22 protein-coding genes and 1 tRNA gene are annotated in these 17,725 nt (G+C 59.7%); 13 read left to right on the top strand and 10 right to left on the bottom strand.

Annotation, left to right across the window (positions count from 1 at the left end; translation table 11 throughout):
• The first annotated feature begins 423 nt into the window (after positions 1-423).
• Positions 424-1,212: an exodeoxyribonuclease III gene (gene xth / locus APT59_RS08515; RefSeq protein WP_059314446.1), complete on the top strand. Its 789-nt coding sequence runs from the start codon at positions 424-426 to the stop codon at positions 1,210-1,212.
• Positions 1,213-1,218: 6 nt separating this feature from the next.
• Here xth and APT59_RS08510 read toward each other — a convergent pair whose 3' ends face one another.
• Positions 1,219-1,611, bottom strand: coding sequence for a hypothetical protein (locus tag APT59_RS08510; RefSeq protein ID WP_059314445.1), 393 nt, complete (start codon positions 1,609-1,611; stop codon positions 1,219-1,221).
• A 293-nt stretch (positions 1,612-1,904) separates the two neighbouring features.
• Between APT59_RS08510 and APT59_RS08505 the strand changes: the two genes are divergently transcribed.
• The 3 genes from APT59_RS08505 to APT59_RS08495 all read left to right on the top strand — a co-directional run bounded on the left by APT59_RS08505 (position 1,905) and on the right by APT59_RS08495 (position 4,416).
• Positions 1,905-2,729 (top strand): sigma-54-dependent transcriptional regulator, encoded by an 825-nt coding sequence (locus APT59_RS08505; protein WP_059314444.1) that lies wholly within the window; start codon positions 1,905-1,907, stop codon positions 2,727-2,729.
• Positions 2,730-2,979: 250 nt separating this feature from the next.
• Positions 2,980-3,864 carry a dTDP-4-dehydrorhamnose reductase gene (gene rfbD / locus APT59_RS08500; RefSeq protein WP_059314443.1) on the top strand — a complete coding sequence of 295 codons (885 nt, stop codon included), beginning with the start codon at positions 2,980-2,982 and terminating at the stop codon, positions 3,862-3,864.
• Positions 3,865-4,149: 285 nt separating this feature from the next.
• Positions 4,150-4,416, top strand: a complete 267-nt coding sequence (locus APT59_RS08495) for a hypothetical protein (RefSeq protein WP_059314442.1) — start codon at positions 4,150-4,152, stop codon at positions 4,414-4,416.
• Positions 4,417-4,542: 126 nt separating this feature from the next.
• Here APT59_RS08495 and APT59_RS22690 read toward each other — a convergent pair whose 3' ends face one another.
• Together APT59_RS22690 and APT59_RS22685 are read right to left on the bottom strand one after the other, a co-directional pair.
• Positions 4,543-4,686: a hypothetical protein gene (locus tag APT59_RS22690; RefSeq protein ID WP_237140582.1), complete on the bottom strand. Its 144-nt coding sequence runs from the start codon at positions 4,684-4,686 to the stop codon at positions 4,543-4,545.
• Between the two features lie 73 nt (positions 4,687-4,759).
• Complete coding sequence (locus APT59_RS22685; protein WP_059314441.1) at positions 4,760-5,221, bottom strand: hypothetical protein; 462 nt, start codon at positions 5,219-5,221, stop codon at positions 4,760-4,762.
• A gap of 584 nt (positions 5,222-5,805) precedes the next feature.
• Here APT59_RS22685 and APT59_RS08485 point away from each other — a divergent pair.
• The 6 genes from APT59_RS08485 (at position 5,806) to APT59_RS22385 (ending at position 9,570) form a co-directional block, all read left to right on the top strand.
• Positions 5,806-6,096: a hypothetical protein gene (locus APT59_RS08485; RefSeq protein ID WP_059314440.1), complete on the top strand. Its 291-nt coding sequence runs from the start codon at positions 5,806-5,808 to the stop codon at positions 6,094-6,096.
• An 808-nt stretch (positions 6,097-6,904) separates the two neighbouring features.
• Complete coding sequence (locus APT59_RS22895; RefSeq protein ID WP_167348560.1) at positions 6,905-7,114, top strand: S-4TM family putative pore-forming effector; 210 nt, start codon at positions 6,905-6,907, stop codon at positions 7,112-7,114.
• Between the two features lie 265 nt (positions 7,115-7,379).
• Complete coding sequence (locus tag APT59_RS08475) at positions 7,380-8,204, top strand: GIY-YIG nuclease family protein (protein ID WP_059314438.1); 825 nt, start codon at positions 7,380-7,382, stop codon at positions 8,202-8,204.
• Between the two features lie 126 nt (positions 8,205-8,330).
• Entirely contained in the window at positions 8,331-8,966 is a 636-nt protein-coding gene (locus tag APT59_RS08470; protein WP_059314437.1) for an EcsC family protein, read from the top strand.
• 67 nt (positions 8,967-9,033) lie between these two features.
• Positions 9,034-9,273, top strand: coding sequence for a hypothetical protein (locus APT59_RS22390; protein ID WP_156428938.1), 240 nt, complete (start codon positions 9,034-9,036; stop codon positions 9,271-9,273).
• Positions 9,274-9,294: 21 nt separating this feature from the next.
• Complete coding sequence (locus APT59_RS22385; protein ID WP_156428937.1) at positions 9,295-9,570, top strand: hypothetical protein; 276 nt, start codon at positions 9,295-9,297, stop codon at positions 9,568-9,570.
• 59 nt (positions 9,571-9,629) lie between these two features.
• Here APT59_RS22385 and APT59_RS08465 read toward each other — a convergent pair.
• The 5 genes from APT59_RS08465 to dapA form a co-directional block, all read right to left on the bottom strand.
• Positions 9,630-9,719: transfer RNA gene (locus APT59_RS08465), tRNA-Ser, on the bottom strand.
• Between the two features lie 80 nt (positions 9,720-9,799).
• Positions 9,800-10,510, bottom strand: coding sequence for a phosphoribosylaminoimidazolesuccinocarboxamide synthase (gene purC, locus APT59_RS08460; RefSeq protein ID WP_007162774.1), 711 nt, complete (start codon positions 10,508-10,510; stop codon positions 9,800-9,802).
• A 157-nt stretch (positions 10,511-10,667) separates the two neighbouring features.
• Positions 10,668-11,426 carry an MBL fold metallo-hydrolase gene (locus APT59_RS08455; RefSeq protein WP_059314436.1) on the bottom strand — a complete coding sequence of 253 codons (759 nt, stop codon included), beginning with the start codon at positions 11,424-11,426 and terminating at the stop codon, positions 10,668-10,670.
• On the bottom strand, positions 11,365-12,549 hold the full coding sequence (gene bamC / locus APT59_RS08450) for an outer membrane protein assembly factor BamC (RefSeq protein ID WP_059314435.1): 1,185 nt from the start codon (positions 12,547-12,549) through the stop codon (positions 11,365-11,367). Before bamC ends, APT59_RS08455 begins: the two co-directional genes overlap by 62 nt.
• 14 nt (positions 12,550-12,563) lie before the next feature.
• Entirely contained in the window at positions 12,564-13,442 is an 879-nt protein-coding gene (gene dapA / locus APT59_RS08445) for a 4-hydroxy-tetrahydrodipicolinate synthase (RefSeq protein ID WP_059314434.1), read from the bottom strand.
• A gap of 294 nt (positions 13,443-13,736) precedes the next feature.
• Here dapA and APT59_RS08440 point away from each other — a divergent pair, with 294 nt between their 5' ends.
• Positions 13,737-14,297 (top strand): glycine cleavage system protein R, encoded by a 561-nt coding sequence (locus APT59_RS08440; RefSeq protein ID WP_059314433.1) that lies wholly within the window; start codon positions 13,737-13,739, stop codon positions 14,295-14,297.
• Positions 14,298-14,321: 24 nt separating this feature from the next.
• Positions 14,322-14,795 carry a peroxiredoxin gene (locus APT59_RS08435; RefSeq protein ID WP_059314432.1) on the top strand — a complete coding sequence of 158 codons (474 nt, stop codon included), beginning with the start codon at positions 14,322-14,324 and terminating at the stop codon, positions 14,793-14,795.
• Here the strand turns inward: APT59_RS08435 and APT59_RS08430 are convergent, their stop codons facing one another.
• Complete coding sequence (locus tag APT59_RS08430) at positions 14,796-15,050, bottom strand: sulfurtransferase TusA family protein (protein ID WP_059314431.1); 255 nt, start codon at positions 15,048-15,050, stop codon at positions 14,796-14,798.
• Positions 15,051-15,146: 96 nt separating this feature from the next.
• Between APT59_RS08430 and APT59_RS08425 the strand changes: the two genes are divergently transcribed.
• Entirely contained in the window at positions 15,147-16,586 is a 1,440-nt protein-coding gene (locus APT59_RS08425; protein WP_059314430.1) for a M48 family metalloprotease, read from the top strand.
• Here APT59_RS08425 and nadA read toward each other — a convergent pair.
• Positions 16,583-17,641, bottom strand: coding sequence for a quinolinate synthase NadA (gene nadA / locus APT59_RS08420; protein ID WP_059316854.1), 1,059 nt, complete (start codon positions 17,639-17,641; stop codon positions 16,583-16,585). The two genes, APT59_RS08425 and nadA, sit on opposite strands and share 4 nt — an antisense overlap.
• Positions 17,642-17,725 lie beyond the last annotated feature (84 nt).

Here is a 17,725-nt window from a genome sequence, read left to right as displayed (position 1 = left end):
ACGCGCTCCCTGAACACGGGCCGATATGAAGTGAGAGAAGAGTCGTGCGGATGGGGTTTCCACACGACATTGCCTCCAGGCAGCTAGCTCTATACAAGTGGCATGCCAACTCCATCGCCCTGCACTGATAGCCATTATTTAGCCATCATATAGCTATAATTTAGGTAACTGATTTTTATAGATTTTTCTAATTATCCGATCATCTGCTCGGTGAACTTCGCCGGTCACAGTTCGTTAACTGACTACAAATCAGCGACGCGATGTCAAATTTCCCTTCATGACAATCGAGCAATGGCCAAAAAGTTCCCGAAGGTGCCAAAAAAAGTAAGTCACAAAATAATGCGAACTTGATCACAAAGAGGCGTAAGAGGAACTGCCGACACTAGGCCTTGGTCATGGCTATAACCTTTCAAGGAACGTCCCATGACCGCCCTCACCCTCGCGACCTACAACGTCAATGGCATTCGGGCCCGGCTTCCCATTCTGTTGCAGTGGCTGGAGCGGGAGCAGCCGGACATCGTCTGCCTGCAGGAGCTGAAGGCGAAAGCCTTGGACTTCCCCGAGGCTGAGCTGGAGGCCGCCGGCTACGGCGCCCTCTGGGATGGGCAGCCCTCCTGGAATGGCGTGGCCATCCTGGCGCGTGACGATCAGCCCCTGGAGATTCGCCGGGGCCTGCCCGGGATGGAGGACGATTCCCAACGTCGTTACCTGGAAGCGGCGGTGAAAGGCGTAATCGTCGCCAGCCTCTATCTGCCCAACGGCAATCCCTGGCCCGGCCCCAAGTTCGATTACAAGCTGGCCTGGTTCGACCGCTTCATTGATCATGCCCAGGGCCTGATCGAAAGCGGGCATCCGGTGGTGTTGGCGGGTGACTACAACGTGGTCCCGACCGATCGGGACATCTACGATCCCAAGTCCTGGCGCAAGGACGCCCTGTTGCAACCCGAAAGCCGTGCCTGCTTCGAGCGTCTGCTCGCCCAGGGCTGGCTGGACGCGCTACGCGCCTGCCACCCCGATGAAGCCATCTACACCTACTGGGACTATTTCCGCCAACGCTGGCAACGCAATGCCGGCCTGCGCATCGACCACCTGCTGCTGAGCCCCGGGCTGCGTTCTGAACTTCAGGAAGCGGGCGTCCACCGCTGGGTGCGCGACCTGGAAAAGACCAGTGACCACGCCCCGACCTGGATTCGCTTCAAGGGGCCTGCCTGAGCACACTCAGGCGTCGCGCAACAGGTCGTTGGCATTGAGTAGCCCGTAAAGGATTTCAGGGTGCTGCGCCAGGCCACGACGGATGGCCGCGGGTATCGACTGGTGGAGTTTGCGACACAGCCCCGGTCGTGGCTGCAGCTCGATCAGCATACCCCTGGCACTGCGCACCTCTCCCGATCCCGGCCGGATCTCCAGGCGGATGCCCAACTGCTCCTGCAAGCGCTGCTGCAAATGCTGCAGCTCGGCCACGCTGGCGATATTCTCCAGGCGGCCCAACAGCCGCTGCTCCTCCTGGCGATTGAGCAGCAGGGCTCGAGCGTCACCTTGAGGATCAGCCAGCACGGCTTCGCGATCACAGGTACAGACACCAGGCGGACAGGGCGCACGCAGGGAAGGCATCGATCGGCAGTTCCTCTTCTTCAAGGGCGGTAGAACCAGTCCCGCCGGCCTACCCTAGCGATGTCGGCATCGGACATGCAACTCGTGACGCCCCGATAGACCGCGCCGATGTCCAGGTACCCCGCCTATCGGCTTACCTGACATCGACTTGGAAACTCTGATTCCTGAACATCAAAAGGCTGCCCTGGCCTTTTCGCTAGATAACCAAAAAACCTAAGCGAATAGCTAAAACGTATTTTTAGCTATAAATCTCAGTCGATAGCATAGCGATTTGATTGCTTACCGATGTCGCCATGCCTATTGCCTCACCCGAACTCCTGATCGTCCCGACCGATCAGCACAGCGCTCTCACCATCCGCGCCAAGGCCCTGGCCTTCGCCGATCCGCGCTCCCGGCAGCTGCTCGAACGGCTGGACCAGCTCGCCCCTTTGCCAGGCCCCGTGGTGTTGTCCGGCGAATGGGGCACCGGTCGCGAGTTACTGGCGCGCCGTCTGCACGAACGCAGTGGGCGAACCGGCCTCTTCAGCAGCCTGAATTGCGCCTCGCTCAGCAGGCGCCATGGCGCTGCCGAGTTGTTCGGCTATGTCCCCCGGGCCTATGCCGGTACCTCCGGCAGCCGCGTGGGCTGGTTCGGCACCGCAAACGACGGCAGTCTTTATCTCGATGAAATTGCCGATCTGCCAGCTGAGTTGCAGGAGGCGCTGGTCGAGGTTCTGCAGGAAGGCAGCATCCTGCGCGTGGGCAGCACTCAACGGACTCCGATAGCGGTGCGCCTGAGCGTCGGCTCCAGCGTGGAGCTGGCCGAGGCGGTCGTGGCCGGCCACTTCAATCCGCACCTCTGGCAGCTGCTCGCACCCGGCCTGGTTCCGGTGCCCGCCCTGCGGGAGCGGCCGGCGGATCTGCTACCCCTCGCTCGGCATTTTCTGAAGCAGCATGCCGAGCGCCTGGGTCGCGAACCCCCGGTGCTGACGGCCCAGGATGAAGCGGCGCTGCTGGCCTACGCCTGGCCGGGAAACATCCGCGAACTTGAACAGGTTCTCCATACCGCCCTGCTGACCGCCTCGACGTCGGGTCTCCAGCTTGGCAAGCTGCTGCCATCGTCCCTGGGTTCGCACTGAACTCCGCCGACAGACGGCAGTCCTAGCCGCGTACTTCCTCATCGAGTCTTACCATGACCGCTACGTCCCTCCAGTCGATGCCCACTCCGCCATAGCCAGCGGCTGCCATCTTTCCCCGGAAAGATGACCGGAAAACCAGATTTGTCGCCAAAGGCGGCAGGTTTCGTTTCGTGCGGGAAAAGCCTTGGGCTTTTCAGGAATCGATTTATAGGACGTATGCCCTCAGCCGAAGGCATCCAGGCATGGTTTCATGAATATTGTAATCACTGGCCGTTCCGGCCAAGTTTCGCGCGCCCTCCAGCGTGAGTTCGGTAGCACCCATCAGTTGACCGTCCTGGGCCAAGCGGATCTGGACCTCGCTCAGACCGCCATCCTACGTAAAGCCTTCGACGGCTTGGCACCCGACCTCATCCTCAATGCCGCGGCCTACACCGCCGTGGATCAAGCCGAAGAGGAAGTTGAGCGCGCCGAGGCCATCAATGTGAGAGCCCCGCAGATTCTGGCGGAACTGGCGAAGGACAGAGGCATCCCCTTTGTCCACTACTCGTCCGACTATGTCTTCGACGGTACGCGTCGTCGTCCCTATACGGAAGACTGCGCCCCTGCCCCCCTGAGCGTTTATGGGCGCTCCAAGCTGGCGGGCGAGCAGGCTGTGCTGGCGGCGGGTGGTCGCGCCCTAGTCCTGCGCACCTCCTGGGTCTATTCCCATGATGGTCAGTGCTTTTTCAACACCATGCGCCGCCTGCTGGCGGAGCGGGATGAGCTGCATGTGGTGGATGACCAACAGGGTGCCCCGACCTGGGCGCCAACGATAGCCACAGCCACGCGCCAGCTGGTCGAGCGGCTGCTCGAACGAGGCGATGTGGGCGGCCTCTATCACCTTACCAATGCAGGGCAAACCTCCTGGTACGGTTTTGCCGCGGCCATCGCCGAGCGCTTGGAGCAGCGTGGCGAATTGCGTGCCCGCCTCTATCCCACTACCACCGAGCACTACCCTACCCCGGCAACCCGCCCGCTCTATTCGCGGCTGGACTGCAGCAAGGTCGCGGCGGTATTGCCCACTGCCCTGCCGGATTGGCAGGCGGACTTTGATCGCTGCTGGAGCCTGTTCGAGCGCGACGAAGCCACGCGCTGAGCCGGCCAGGATCCCGGCGGACGACTACCGCCGGGCGGCACTCGCCGCACACCACGACGCCCACGCCTCGTCGTGCGTACTGGTGACTACCCTTTCGAACGCGTCGCTCGCTAGGGAGATGGCCCCCATACCGTCCACGCTGACCACCCAGGGCTCCACGAGTACCCTCCATCCGCCCGACAAAGATTTCGCTGATCGCGCTATCGATTCGATCCAGACTCTTCATCATCTGCCGATAAGGTTCTTGGCAATACTCTCCAACAAGAACGTTTGCCGGAGTACTCCATGTCGGACGAATACGAAAATCCCTTCTGCCACCCGCAGCAAGGGCAACGCCCCGAACTCAACGAAATGGCTGTAGCCGTCGCGGCCACCATTGTCATCTGGGCTCTAGCGACGCTGGTGGTGGTGATCGCCGGCTACCACGGCAGCCGCCCGACCAATGCCGTCAACCTGGCAACGGTACTGGCAGGAATAGCGGGCTTTATCGGGAGAAGGTGGCAGTTAGAACGTCGCTACCGGGCTACGAATCGCCGCAGACTGCGATACTAGAGCCTGACAAGCTGCCTACTGGCTATCACCCGGTGGGGAACTGGCAATCATCGAGTCACGAAATTCATGGCAGGGATGCTCATGTCTTATCTGGTACTGACCTGGCGCACCGACGAAATCATCAATCTATTCCTTAGACCGGAAGCGGATGAAGAAGAGGTGCTGGACCAGCTGTTCAATGGCCGCATCAACATCCGCGTTCTCAAGTTGCAGGGCGATCGCGTCCAGTTGGGCATTCAGGCTCCAGCCGACATCAGCATCATGCATCATGCATCATGCATCATGCATCATGCATCAGGAGCGGCTGCCACTCTGACCCTTTCTGCGTTCCGCACTACAACGATCAGGGCCTCTTGCGATTGCGGGCATACTCGAAGCGCCCTTCCAATCCGCGCCATTCCACGCCTTGCCAAAGCTCAGGAGCGAGCGTCCCTTCCGCCTGCAGATCCGCCCGATAGTGGGCGAAGAAGGGCTGGCCGTTGCACAGCACTATGACATTGTGGCGCTCTTCGATCTGAGCGATGAGGTCCAGCACCGCCTCGGCCGATCGACCACCGCTCAGGCAGTAGCAACTGCCATACTGGTGCAACATGCTTTCGAAGCGGTAGCGATACAGGGTGCAGCGATCCGTCTCAAGATGAACGCTCTGCCCCTTGGCATCCTGCAAGGCATGATGGACGCAGTGGTCGCAATCTTCGAACTCCTGACGCGACTCCACCCACTCACCCAGAAATTGCTTCTTCCATCGCCACACCAGCAGCCCACGATCTTCAGGCCGTGAATACACGCTGACCTTGTAGAACATCGCTCGACTCCTCTTTTATTGTTATACGCCGAAGCCATCTTCAAAGGCCCGCAGCTTGCCGCTCGGCCCTTGGGATCGCACGCTCTGTGGCGTACGTTTTCAGCATCGCCCCATTTGCCCAGAGCGTCCAGCCATTCCCGGGCTTTCCAGGCTACCGCTCGACGGCTTGCGGCGATGATGAACACCAAGGTCAAGGGATCTAACAGCGCTCAGGTGACAGCGGCTTCGTCCAAATCCTATATAAGAAAAACGCCTGCGAATCGCCGGATTATTAGCGGTCCAGCCAAGCAAACCCTGGATTTAGAGCCGGGTACAGGCCGCGTACAGGTTCTTGCACCGCTTATCTACCCAGGTAAAAAAGCCCGCGCAACCGCCTTGCCAGCTATCTAGTATGCAAACAACTTCGCTATCCACCGGTAGCCGAAAATGCAGCGGTGACAACCAGTTGGCCACGGTCCATTCAAGTCCCGAACCGCTGCGTCCAAGCCAGATCAGCCGCGGATAGAAGTTGGCATGTCCGCTACCCGATGGCGTTCGATGCACGGCTACATGCTAAATCCTCTTAGTCATTCAAGGACTTTTTTATGCCTGGCCTGGATAGCGACTTTAGAGAGGCACTCCGTTACGCCATCAGAAACTGTCCCGCTCGCACGGCCGGGCAACTGGCAGCCATCGACCTTGCGGGAAAGGCAATTTCCAAAGGGCCTTCAACACTCACCGCTTTCGAGCTCAAAACCCTAAACCTGGAACTGGGCTTCTGGCTGACCCATTACCAGCGGCTGCAGGAGTTTTCCAGCCAGCGCCTGCCCCATGCAGACGCCGAGGAAGCGCCTACGGCCCCAGACGTCGACTCGAGCAGAAGCAAGGCAGGTTAGAAGGCGTAGGCAATAAAAACCCCGAGGTGCCTCGCACACTCGGGGTTTTGGTATTTGGCGGACTGTAAACCGAAGGCCAACCTCGGCATGGTACGCGATGCCAGTTAGCCACCATGCAAGGACGCATGAGATGCCCTACCGCAGTCCCGACCTAGAAACGATGGATCAGAAGTCACTGCCTGAGTTGGAGCGGGAGATCGAGCGACGCCGACGCCATGTCGAGTCAAGCCGTCACTGGCTGACGCATCAATTCAATCGGCTTGCCCAGCAAATCAAGGACGTTGAAACCTTGGAAATTCTGCTTGAGCGGAAGCGAACGACTCTTCATTGAATCAAGGGGCCATCCGCTTCGTTTGACTGATCAGCGCTTACCGAAGGCTTTCTTCCGGTAGGTGTCGGTGATCCCGGTCATGCTACTGGAAATAGATAGCTTTTCTGAATCTGCCTGAAAGGTAAGCACCGCATCGTCAGAGCTGTTCCTCCAACGTCCCCACGCTGACCGGTCAGGAAAATATGCCTGCCAAACCACCCGATTACCCTCCACACGACAGCGGTAACGGAATTTGTCCCCGTCATGCCGTGTGTAGCCAACCTCAGGCATGTCACCCGACGTGAGTGTCTTGATGATCTTTAGTTCTCTGCCCGTCTCGGTCGCAATCGCAGCCGTGCAGATGTCAGCTTTTGCTTTGCGATTGACCTCTCTACATCGGCAATCATTACGAATTTGACTGCTTTGCTTGGTCCAATCTTGGACTATAGTTACAATACCCTAAAATAAAATAAAGCCTCTATTTCCAATTCAGAACGGTTGCTTGAATGCCTGGATCAATCACTTATCAATGCAGCGGAGAACCATAACGACGCTGAAATTTATAAATCCATTGAAGCAGTTCAAGATCAACTGTATGCAAAACGAAAAAGCGACTGGTTAATCCCTGTTTTTTACAAATTTTTACGTAATTCTGATGAAAACGTTATGCGCTTGACCACACAGCAACCTGAGGAAAGATTCAGGTAATTACTAATTTATCTTCTAAATTTTTTAAGCATACTAAATTTCACTTCAAACGAGTGAGTCTGTCCATAGCCAGTTGCAGGAGGTCAAGAGATGCATCCACTTTCAAAAGAAGCCAAAGCTCTACAACACATATTGGTCTCACAAACTACGGGGCCGCGAGGACGGCGCCGCGTAACCAACCATTCCTGAACTTTGACGTTGATTCCCTGCGCTATTCGAGTGAATCGTTAGCGGTCGCCGCCCATAAACTCACCAGAGCAACCTCATGCTGATTCAGCTTCTCACCAGCCTTTTACCTTCCCTCACCGCCCAAAACACCAAGGTGCATCTCGCTCAGCACAATGGGATTGAGCACCCTATGGACGTCTACCTAGCGGGGGATTTTGATGAGTGGCAATCGTGGCAGTCCCGCAGGAATTTTGAGTGTAAGTACGTCATTGGATTGGTCGAGCTCCCCGGCACCAAGAAATGGCTTCTGGCTGGTGTATACGACTCTATGAAACTGAATGACACGAAGACTAAAAAGGAGAAACGTGACTTCGTTTACGACTATCGCCGCGTACCAGAATTTGCCGAGCTGGAAGGACGTTTGATCCTCGACTACACGAAGCCCCGAATGAATTACCTATGGCTCGAAACGTGCCTGAAAAGCATGGTTATGTCCTCCATCCTTGAAAAGCCGATGACGGTTGGTAGATTCCCTGGCTTCAGGGAGGTGGACGTATCCCATGGTGAGTTGAAGATCATCGTCGGCCAAGGCCTGGAATCGTGGCAAACAGCCCTCTCCAGCGTGGCCGGCGTCTACCTAATCTCAGACCGCACCAAAGATGAAGAACAGCTATACGTAGGCTCAGCGACCGGGACAGGCGGTCTATGGGATCGATGGTCGAACTATGCCAATAGCGGGCACGGCGGCAATACACGCATTCGAGATCTACACACCAAGCGCGGCAAGGATTTCGCTGAAAATTTCAGATTCAGCATCCTCGAAATCGCTGACAAGCACACAGGCAAAGAGGAGATGATAGAGAAGGAGATTCACTGGAAGCGCCGCCTATTGACCCGCGACAGCGGTTTGAACGGTAATTGATGACGCCCCTTTGGACCGTCGCTACCGACTCAAGGTTTTATCCGAATCGTCGATAACCATAGGGTTTTGGTGCCAAACGCGATGGCATCTCTAATCCAACAGACAGTCGTGAATTAAGGAATTTGCATGAGCACGGGAAAAGAAATTACACCAAGCAAGATGATGGCGGTTCTAGACTGGGCATATGACAAAGCGGTGGACGGCGTTACTGGCTTAGGTTCAGCTGCAGAGATGGCTAGCGACTACACCTCAAAAGAAACAAATTTGCATAAATGCGCTGACTCGCTCATTCGCTGGCAAAACAGTAAAGCCGGGGCGTCAGGATTCGTTACTGGATTGGGCGGTATAATCACACTGCCAGTCGCCATCCCTGCAAACATCACTAGTGTCCTATACGTTCAAATTCGCATGGTGACAGCAATTGCCCATATGGGCGGCTACGACTTGAAAAGCGATCAAGTCAAGGCAATGGTTTATTTGTGTTTGGTAGGAACAGCTTCTGTTGACATTTTGAAAGACGTTGGAATCCAAATTGGAGCCAAGATGACTCAGAGCTTTATCAAAAACCTTTCAAAAGAAACTATCAAAGCAATCAACGCCAAAGTTGGTTTCCGCCTAGTTACTAAGGCTGGCACGACAGGCGTCTTTAACTTGACAAAAATGGTTCCTATTTTGGGCGGAATTGTCGGCGGGACCTTCGATAGCGTAACGACTAATTCCATCGGCAACATTGCCAAAAAGACTTTTTTGCCGCCAAAATAGAAAAATTCGCCTAATTTTTCTATTCATGGATTGGCTGGGCTTAACCCCAGCCAAATAGGGTATCGATGTGAAAAAATTAGCTTTAATTTCCTTTGCTATTTTTTTGGTTGCCTGCAAGCCACTCTCATTCGAGGATGGTTGGGCTGCTATCAAAGTAAAGGACAAACCTAAAGCTATTAAAATCTTTACGCCTTTGGCAGGCAAGGGTGTCGTTCGTGTGCAGACAGAGCTTGGAATAATTTACGAAAGCGAAGGTTTCAAAGCCCCTCAGAAGGCTTTCAAATATTACAAGCTTGCTGCTAACTAAGAGCAAATGTCGGGTAATTAAATGGTCGGCAATGCGTACAAGAAAGGCAAAGGTGTTGAGAAAAACCTTGGCTATGCTGAACAGCGATACCTGAAAGCCGCAAATGAAGACTTGGTGCTGGCAATGCGAGGGCTTACTAGCCTCTACCAGCAGAACGATTTGCTTCCGTATTCAGACAGACCAATTCAGATCAGACGTTGGGCAATGGCGGCTTTTGAGCGGGGCGATTCGCTTTCAGCCTGGCCGAACTCTCGCAAAGAAGGCAAAAATCTTACGTACTATCCCTACGTACAATAGGCAAGATCCAAAAACAAAAAACCCCCGCAAATCAACGATTTGCGAGGGTTCTATTCGTATGGCGGAGAGATAGGGATTTGAACCCTAGGAGCCATTGCTGACTCAACGGATTTCGAATCCGTCCCGTTCGACCACTCCGGCATCTCTCCAACGCGGCGCATGATACCAGCCATGCGGGCAAAAGCGAACAAGCAATTGCAAAAAAAGCTCTGGTATCAGCGGCTTGCGTTTAGAGCGGGACGCCCAGGCGCTGGGCGACTTCTTCGTAGGCCTCGATCACGCCGCCCAGACCCTGGCGGAAGCGGTCCTTGTCCATCTTCTTCCGGGTTTCCTTGTCCCAGAGACGGCTGCCGTCCGGGCTGAATTCGTCGCCCAGCACGACCTTGCCGTGGAACAGGCCGAATTCGAGCTTGAAGTCCACCAGCAGCAAGCCGGCGTCGTCGAACAGCTGCTTGAGGATATCGTTGATGCGGAAGGTCAGCGCCTTCATCTCGGCCAACTGGTCGAGAGTGGCCCAGCCAAAGGCCTGGACATGGCTTTCGTTGACCATGGGGTCGTGCAGCGCATCGTTCTTCAGGAAGAGTTCGAAGGTCGGCGGAGTCAGTTCCAGGCCCTCTTCCACACCCAGGCGGCGGACCAGACTGCCGGCAGCGAAGTTGCGCACCACGCACTCCACCGGAATCATCTCGAGCTTCTTGACCAGGCACTCGTTGTCGCCCAGCAGCTGTTCGAACTGGGTGGGAATACCGGCGGCTTCGAGCTTCTGCATCACGAAGGCATTGAACTTGTTGTTCACCATGCCCTTGCGCTCGAGCTGCTCGATACGCTCGCCATCGAAGGCAGAGGTGTCGTTGCGGAACAACAGGACCAGGCGATCGGGATCGTCGGTGGTGAATACCGACTTGGCCTTGCCACGGTAGAGTTCTGCGCGTTTTTCCATCTTAGACTCCGGTTCGAATGGCTTGCAGGCTGTGGACGAACGCAGGTGAGACGACCGGTTCGGGACGAGTACAGCCGGGAAGCGCAGTTTACATAGGATCGTGGGTATTTTGGCCGTGCGGCAGCGCCCGGCTGTTAAAGAAAGCTCGGCCAGCGCCCTAGGCGATGGCCTGCCATTCCAGCCCCTGCTGCTGATCGGCGATCTGCAGCCAGTCCGCATCGCAACCGAGCACATTGGTGAAGCAGGCGCGAGCGAGCCAGGGGTTGTTGTTCTTTTCGCTCAGATGGGCGAGTACCAGATGCTGCAGGCCTGGGCAGGCCAGCTCCACCACCAGATCGGCCGACTGGCGGTTGTTGAGATGCCCGCGCACCCCGCCAACCCGCGCCTTGAGGTGATAGGGATAGGGCCCTGAGGCAAGCATATTGCTGTCATGGTTGGCCTCGATCACCAGGGCATCGAGGCCGCGGTAATGGGTCAGCACACCAGGCGTCGCCTCACCGAGATCAGTGAGCACGCCCAGGCGCTTGCGGCCATCGTCGAAGACGAATTGCGTCGGCTCCAGGGCATCGTGGGAGACCTGCACCACCGTCACCTCCAGTGCATCCAGCACCAGCCGCTCGCCATCCACCAGCAGCCCCTGGGCCGCCACCGGCTTGCGCAGGCCGCGCCCGGTACCGGCGCTGTAATAGACCGGCACCCCGTGCTTGCGCGCCAGGAGCTCGACGCCCTGCACGTGATCGGAGTGTTCGTGGGTGACCAAGACGGCGTCCAGCTGGGCAGGTACCACGCCCAGCCGGGCCAGGCGACGCTCGGCTTCCCGCAGGGAGAAGCCGCAGTCGATCAGGACATAGCTGTTATGGCTGTGCACCAGGGTCGAGTTGCCCCGACTGCCGCTGCCCAGGATTGCGAAGCGCATACTGCATGCTCGTCTGAAGCTTTTTCAGCACGCCTTCGGCGATGTCCTGGGGTGCTGCGGTGTTGATGGTCTTGTCCAGGGTAACCTGAACGGTGTTGCCCACCGAGGTGAGGCGCACCTGGAAGCGTCGTGCCCGAGCGTCTTCCTCTTCCTTGCTTTCGCCCTTGCCGAACAGGCGGCCAAAGAACCCTGGCTTGCGCTCTTCGGGTTTCTGCGCGCCTTCGGCGAGGTTCACGTAGTACACGCCCAGGCTGCGATCCATGTCGTCGACACGGATATCGGCGCCTTCGATGGCACGACCGATGCTGGACCAGGCGCGATTCAGATCACTCTCCAGCACCAGCATGGGCACGCCGCTGCCGTCGACCTCGTAGGTCACGCGCTCGGGAGTATCGTAGCTACCCGTGGCCAGCAGCGAGACCGAGCCACTGCCCTCCTCGCTGCGGTCCAGACCAGCCAGCACCTGGTTCAGCAGAGCGTCATCGAGCGCCGAGCTGTTCTGGCTGCTGGACCAGGACGGCTCGCTGGAGCTGCCCTGGCTGCGGGTCTGGGTCTGCAGGAAGATTTCGCTGCTGCCGGACTGCACGCCCGGCTCGATGCGCAGGCGGGTACGCAGCTCGTTGCCCGGCTGCAGGCGGCCGTTGGTGCTCAGACTGCGGGCCAGCGGCGTCGACAGCTCGGTGGGCGACTGCCAGGCGGTGATGAGTTCACCGGTCTGCGGACGCTCCTCGGCGATGCGGAAGCCGTTGTCGGTCAGGTACTGACGAGCCACTGGCCAGACGTTGGCCGGGACCTTCTGGGCAGCCAGCCAGCGGGCATTGCCGCTGCGCTGGACGCTGAACTGCTCGCTGCCGCTGCCTTGAACGGCCAGCGCCTGGGGCCGAGGTACCTCGAAGCCATAGGAGCGGTTCTGGGTATCGGCCACGTTGGCCGGGATCGGCAGCAGCGGGTCGAGCGGCTTGGCCTGGACATCGGTCGGCACCTGCATGGGGCCGGTCTCGCGGGACTCGAGGTAGTCATTGCCGCGATCACGGAAATAACCGTGCTCGCCCCACACCCAGCTACAGCCACTGGCGGTGGCCACGGCGAGGCCTAATGTCGTCAAACCCAGGACACGTTTCATCGACTGCTTCCTAATCACGCCAGCACTCCCGCCTGACGCAGGGCCTGACGTACCACTTCGTGGCAGCGCGAGCTGAGCCAGGTCAGGGGCAGGCGGATACCGGCGTCGATCATGCCCATTTCGTGAAGGGCCCACTTCACCGGGATCGGATTCGATTCGATGAACAGATTCTTGTGCAGCGGCATGAGCTTTTCGTTCAACGCGCGTGCGGTGTCGGCGTCGCCGTTCATGGCGGCGGCGCAGAGCTCGCTCATCGCCTTGGGCGCGACGTTGGCCGTGACCGAGATGTTGCCCTTGCCGCCCAGCAGCATGAGTTCAGCCGCGGTAGCGTCATCGCCCGAGTAGACCAGGAAGTCCTTGCTGACGCGCGACAGGATGTCACGGGCCCGGGCCAGATCGCCGGTGGCTTCCTTGATGCCGATGATGTTCGGCACCTTGGCCAGCCGCTCGACGGTCTCGGCCAACATGTCGCAGGCGGTACGGCCCGGCACGTTGTAGAGAATCTGCGGGATGGCGACGGTTTCGGCGATCATGCGGAAGTGCTGATACAGCCCTTCCTGGGTCGGCTTGTTGTAATAGGGCACGACCAGCAGGCAGGCATCGGCGCCCGCGTCCTTGGCGGCGCGGGTGAGGTCGATGGCCTCACGGGTGGAGTTGCCACCGGTGCCGGCAATGACCGGGATGAGGCCCTTGACCTGCTCGACCACATGACGGATCACGGCTACGTGCTCGTCGACGTCGACCGTGGCGGATTCACCCGAGGTGCCCACCGCGACGATGGCGTCGGTGCCTTCGGCGAGATGGAAGTCCACCAGCTTGGTCAGGTTGTCCCAGTCGATACGCCCCTGGGCGTCCATAGGGGTGACCAGCGCCACCATGCTCCCCGCAATCATGCAACCGCTCCTGCCGGAAAAAGAGAGCGGTAATGGTACTGACGCCTCTGCGCCAGCACAAGCAACGTGCCCCCAATGGGCATTCCCCCGGCGAGCGCTTTTCGCTACCCTTTCGCCTTTGCCAGGTTCTGCAGGAAAAGTTGGCGAGCGCAGGTCGGCCGAGACGGAAAAAGCTGAGGAAATGGAGCTTACGAGCGGTAGCTGAGCATTCCGACGCCTTTTTCCACGAAGCATCACCGAGCGTAGTCGCTTTTCTTGCAGAACCCAGTCGTATCTCCCCTGCCAGGAACCCCAATGTCCGCTACCCCCCCGATTCGCGAACAATTTCTCGTCATCAGTGCGCTGGGCGCCAATCCCATGGAGCTGACCAACGTGCTCTACCGCAGCTGCATGGAAAACCGTTGCGCGGTGGTCAGCAGCCGCCTGAGCCGGCACGGGGAATACAGCGCGTTGATCCTGCAGGTCTCCGGCAACTGGGATGGTCTGGCGCGCCTCGAAGGCGGACTCGCCGGCCTCGGCAAGCGCCATGGCTTTACCGTGGGCGTCACCCGCAGCGCCGCGCTGGAGAATCGTCCGCAGGCCCTGCCATACGTCGTCTATGTCAGCGCCGCCTATCGCCCGGACATCCTCAACGAACTGTGCCAGTTCTTTGCCGACCACAAGATCGAAGTGGAAAATCTGGTCTGCGACTCCTACCTGGCGCCCCAGACCGGCGGCACCATGCTCAATGCCACCATCACCGTGACGCTGCCGGCCGGCACCCAGATCAGCTGGCTGCGTGACCAGTTCCTGGATTTCGCCGACGCCCTGAATCTCGACGCCCTGATCGAGCCCTGGCGGCCGCAAAGCAATTAAGTGGAGCAAGCAGAGGAGCTGTTCATGAGCGTGACCCTCGACCAACCGCTTCCGGCGTTCCAGGCCCAGGCCACCAGCGGCCTCGAGGTCTCACCCGAGAGCCTGCGTGGCCGCCAGGCGGTGCTGTACTTCTACCCCAAGGACAACACGCCCGGCTGCACCACCCAGGGCCAGGGCTTTCGCGACTTGCACGAGCAGTTCCTGGCGGCCAATACCCTGGTACTGGGCGTCTCCCGTGACAGCCTGCGCACCCACGAGAACTTCCGCGCCAAGCAGGGCTTTCCCTTCGAGCTGATCAGTGACAAGGACGAGACCCTCTGCCAGCTGTTCGACGTGATGCGGCAGAAAAAGCTCTATGGCAAGGACTACATCGGCGTGGATCGCAGTACCTTCCTCATCGACCGGGAAGGCGTGGTGCGCCAGGTCTGGCGCGGCGTCAAGGTCCCCGGCCACGTCGCCGAGGTGCTGGCCGCCGCGCAGGCGCTGAACGAGGCCTGATCAGGCCTTGCGCAGCCAGTAGCGGAAGGTCTCCCCCGCCACCTCTTCACCCACCAAGGCGTGGCCTGAGAGCTTGGCGAAGGTCCGGAAGTCGCGTTGCGAGCCGGCATCCGTCGCCACCACGGCGAGGACATCGCCGGAAGACAGCCGGTTGAGTTCCAGCTTGGCCTTGAGCAGCGGCATGGGGCAACTCAGGCCGCTGGCGTCGAGCTGGGCGGATACGGCGCCGGTATAGGGTTGGCTCAGATCGGCCATGAAATTCTCCGTTACGGGATACGACAGGGCCCGCGTTTGCTAGGCACCCAGACGGTGGGCCGCTAAAGTAGCCATTTTGCGGCCACGAGTCATGCCATGAAAGTCTTGCGCCCCGCCCTGCTGTCCCTGGCGCTGCTCTGCGCGCCTATCCTGGCGCAAGGTGCGAACGATCTGCCCTCGCTGGGCGATGCCAGCTCTTCGATCGTCTCGCCCGAGCAAGAGTTTCAGATGGGCCGCGCCTGGCTGAGCATGTTGCGTGGCCAGGTCCCCAGCCTCAACGACCCCCAGCTCAAGCAGTTCGTCGAGCGGTCGGTGTACCGCCTGGCGGAAACCAGCGATCTGCAGGATCACCGCCTGGCATTCATCCTGATCAAGGACCCGGAGATCAACGCCTTCGCCGCGCCCGGTGGGGTGATCGGGGTGAACGGTGGTCTCTTTCTCAAGGCCGAGAACGAGGCGGAATACGCGGCGGTCATGGCTCACGAACTGGGCCACCTGATCCAGCGCCATTTCGCCCGTGGGGTGGAGAATCAGCAACGCATGCAGCTGCCGCTGATGGCGGCGCTGCTGGCCGGCATCGTGGCGGCCGCGGCCGGCGGAGGTGACGCCGGCATCGCTGCCATCGCCTCGACCCAGGCGGCGGCGATCCAGAGCCAGCTGCGTTTTTCGCGCCTCAACGAGCAGGAGGCCGACCGCGTCGGCATCGTCAACCTGGAACGCGCCGGCTACGACCCGCGTGCCATGCCGGAGATGTTCGGCCGCCTCGCCCGCCAGTATCGCTACGATCGCACCCCGCCGGAATTCCTGCTGACCCACCCAGTCACCGAGAGCCGAATCGCCGATACCCAGGCGCGCGCCGAGCGTCTTCCCAAGGGTGGCGTCGAGGACAGCACTCACTTCCAGCTGATGAAGATCCGCGCCCAGATGTATTTCGAGGAAACCGCCGGCCTGCTGGTCAAGCGCTATCGGGCGCAGTTGCAGGAAGCACCGGACAACGATCCCGCGCGTTACGGGCTGGCCATGGGCCTGACGCGCCAGGGCCAGCTCAACGAGGCCCGCGATACCCTCGCGCCCTTGCTGCGCAAGGCACCGGACGATATCAGCTACAACCTTGCCCAGGCCGATCTGGACATCACCGCCAATCGCCTGCCTGATGCCCAGAAGCGCGTCCAGCGGTTGATGGAGCTCTATCCGGACGATCTGGCCGTGACCCTGGCGCAGGTAGACATGCTCACTCGCACCAAGCAGCCCAAGGCCGCCAGTCAGCTACTGGACAAGCTGCTCAAGCAGCGCCCGATCGACCCGGACCTGTGGAATCAGGCGGCCGATGTACGGGGCCAGGCCGGCGATCTGGTCGGGGTGCATCAGGCGCGGGCCGAGTACTTCGCCCTGACCGGGGACTACAACCAGGCCATCCAGCAGCTGGGCTTCGCCAAACAGCGCGCGGCCAGCAACTATCAACTGGCCGCGCGAATCGACGCCCGCCAGCAGGAGATGATCGCCCAGCGCAAGCTGAGCGAAGAGATCCTGCGCTAGGCGTTGCCCTTGACCCTTAGCTGCATGGCCTGGGTGAAGTCGAGCATCCGCTTGAGCGGCTTGACCGCCCTGGGGATGAGCGCTGGGTCAACCAGTACCTCGCCAGAGCCGTCGAGCAGGCAGTTGAGCGTGCGCTCCAGGGTGTTCATCGCCATCCAGGGGCAGTGGGCACAACTGCGGCACGCCGCGCCGTTGCCAGCGGTGGGCGCCTCGATGAAGACCTTGTCCGGGCAGGCCTGCTGCATCTTGTAGAAGATGCCGCGGTCGGTAGCGACGATGAACTGGCGATTGGGCAGCGTCTGGGCGGCCTTGATCATCTGGCTGGTGGAGCCGACATGGTCGGCCAGCTCGATCACCGCCTCGGGCGACTCCGGATGCACCAGGATGGCTGCCTCTGGGTAGAGCCGCTTGAGGTCCTCCAGCTGGCTGGCCTTGAACTCCTCGTGAACGATGCAGGAGCCTTCCCAAAGCAGCATGTCCGCACCGGTCTCACGCTGGATATAGCGCCCCAGGTGCCTGTCCGGGGCCCAGAGGATGGTCTCGTCGTTGTCCATCAGGTGCTCGACGATGTCCAGCGCACAGCCGGACGTCACTACCCAGTCCGCCCGCGCCTTCACGGCCGCGGAGGTATTGGCGTAGACCACCACGGTGCGCTCGGGATGCTGGTCGCAGAAAGCCGAAAACTCCTCCACCGGGCAGCCCAGGTCCAGCGAGCAGGTGGCTTCCAGGGTCGGCATCAGCACCCGTTTTTCCGGGTTGAGGATCTTGGCCGTCTCGCCCATGAACTTCACGCCAGCCACCACCACGGTGGACGCCGGATGGCGATTGCCGAAGCGCGCCATTTCCAGGGAGTCGGCGACGCAGCCGCCGGTTTCCTCGGCCAGGGCCTGGATCAGCGGATCGGTGTAGTAATGGGCCAGGAGCACCGCGTTCTGCGCCTTGAGCTCGCGGGCAATGGCGGTCTTGTAGGCCGCGATCTCATCCGGCCCGAGCGCCTTGGGCTGCTTGGCGGCCAGATGGGCCTGGACCAGGAGACGTTCGGAAATCTGCGCCATGGCGGGTACCTGAAAACGGGGGTCGTCAAGGCCGCGCATCATAGCAGCATCCTCGCCGACTCCCTACGGTCGACCGCAGCGATC

This window comes from Pseudomonas oryzihabitans (genome assembly GCF_001518815.1).
In the GTDB taxonomy this organism is placed as follows: Bacteria; Pseudomonadota; Gammaproteobacteria; order Pseudomonadales; family Pseudomonadaceae; genus Chryseomonas; species Chryseomonas oryzihabitans_E.
The sequence above is the reverse complement of the archived record's forward strand: the minus strand, read 5'-3'. Positions and strand labels throughout refer to the sequence as shown.

Excerpts from the sequence above, each read along its gene's own strand:
- xth (WP_059314446.1), top strand. The coding sequence starts at position 424 with ATGACCGCCCTCACCCTCGCGACCTACAACGTCAATGGCATTCGGGCC.
- APT59_RS08510 (WP_059314445.1), bottom strand. The coding sequence starts at position 1,611 with ATGCCTTCCCTGCGTGCGCCCTGTCCGCCTGGTGTCTGTACCTGTGAT.
- APT59_RS08505 (WP_059314444.1), top strand. The coding sequence starts at position 1,905 with ATGCCTATTGCCTCACCCGAACTCCTGATCGTCCCGACCGATCAGCAC.
- rfbD (WP_059314443.1), top strand. The coding sequence starts at position 2,980 with ATGAATATTGTAATCACTGGCCGTTCCGGCCAAGTTTCGCGCGCCCTC.
- APT59_RS08495 (WP_059314442.1), top strand. The coding sequence starts at position 4,150 with ATGTCGGACGAATACGAAAATCCCTTCTGCCACCCGCAGCAAGGGCAA.
- APT59_RS22690 (WP_237140582.1), bottom strand. The coding sequence starts at position 4,686 with ATGATGCATGATGCTGATGTCGGCTGGAGCCTGAATGCCCAACTGGAC.
- APT59_RS22685 (WP_059314441.1), bottom strand. The coding sequence starts at position 5,221 with ATGTTCTACAAGGTCAGCGTGTATTCACGGCCTGAAGATCGTGGGCTG.
- APT59_RS08485 (WP_059314440.1), top strand. The coding sequence starts at position 5,806 with ATGCCTGGCCTGGATAGCGACTTTAGAGAGGCACTCCGTTACGCCATC.
- APT59_RS08475 (WP_059314438.1), top strand. The coding sequence starts at position 7,380 with ATGCTGATTCAGCTTCTCACCAGCCTTTTACCTTCCCTCACCGCCCAA.
- APT59_RS08470 (WP_059314437.1), top strand. The coding sequence starts at position 8,331 with ATGAGCACGGGAAAAGAAATTACACCAAGCAAGATGATGGCGGTTCTA.
- APT59_RS22385 (WP_156428937.1), top strand. The coding sequence starts at position 9,295 with ATGGTCGGCAATGCGTACAAGAAAGGCAAAGGTGTTGAGAAAAACCTT.
- purC (WP_007162774.1), bottom strand. The coding sequence starts at position 10,510 with ATGGAAAAACGCGCAGAACTCTACCGTGGCAAGGCCAAGTCGGTATTC.
- APT59_RS08455 (WP_059314436.1), bottom strand. The coding sequence starts at position 11,426 with ATGCGCTTCGCAATCCTGGGCAGCGGCAGTCGGGGCAACTCGACCCTG.
- bamC (WP_059314435.1), bottom strand. The coding sequence starts at position 12,549 with ATGAAACGTGTCCTGGGTTTGACGACATTAGGCCTCGCCGTGGCCACC.
- dapA (WP_059314434.1), bottom strand. The coding sequence starts at position 13,442 with ATGATTGCGGGGAGCATGGTGGCGCTGGTCACCCCTATGGACGCCCAG.
- APT59_RS08440 (WP_059314433.1), top strand. The coding sequence starts at position 13,737 with ATGTCCGCTACCCCCCCGATTCGCGAACAATTTCTCGTCATCAGTGCG.
- APT59_RS08435 (WP_059314432.1), top strand. The coding sequence starts at position 14,322 with ATGAGCGTGACCCTCGACCAACCGCTTCCGGCGTTCCAGGCCCAGGCC.
- APT59_RS08430 (WP_059314431.1), bottom strand. The coding sequence starts at position 15,050 with ATGGCCGATCTGAGCCAACCCTATACCGGCGCCGTATCCGCCCAGCTC.
- APT59_RS08425 (WP_059314430.1), top strand. The coding sequence starts at position 15,147 with ATGAAAGTCTTGCGCCCCGCCCTGCTGTCCCTGGCGCTGCTCTGCGCG.
- nadA (WP_059316854.1), bottom strand. The coding sequence starts at position 17,641 with ATGGCGCAGATTTCCGAACGTCTCCTGGTCCAGGCCCATCTGGCCGCC.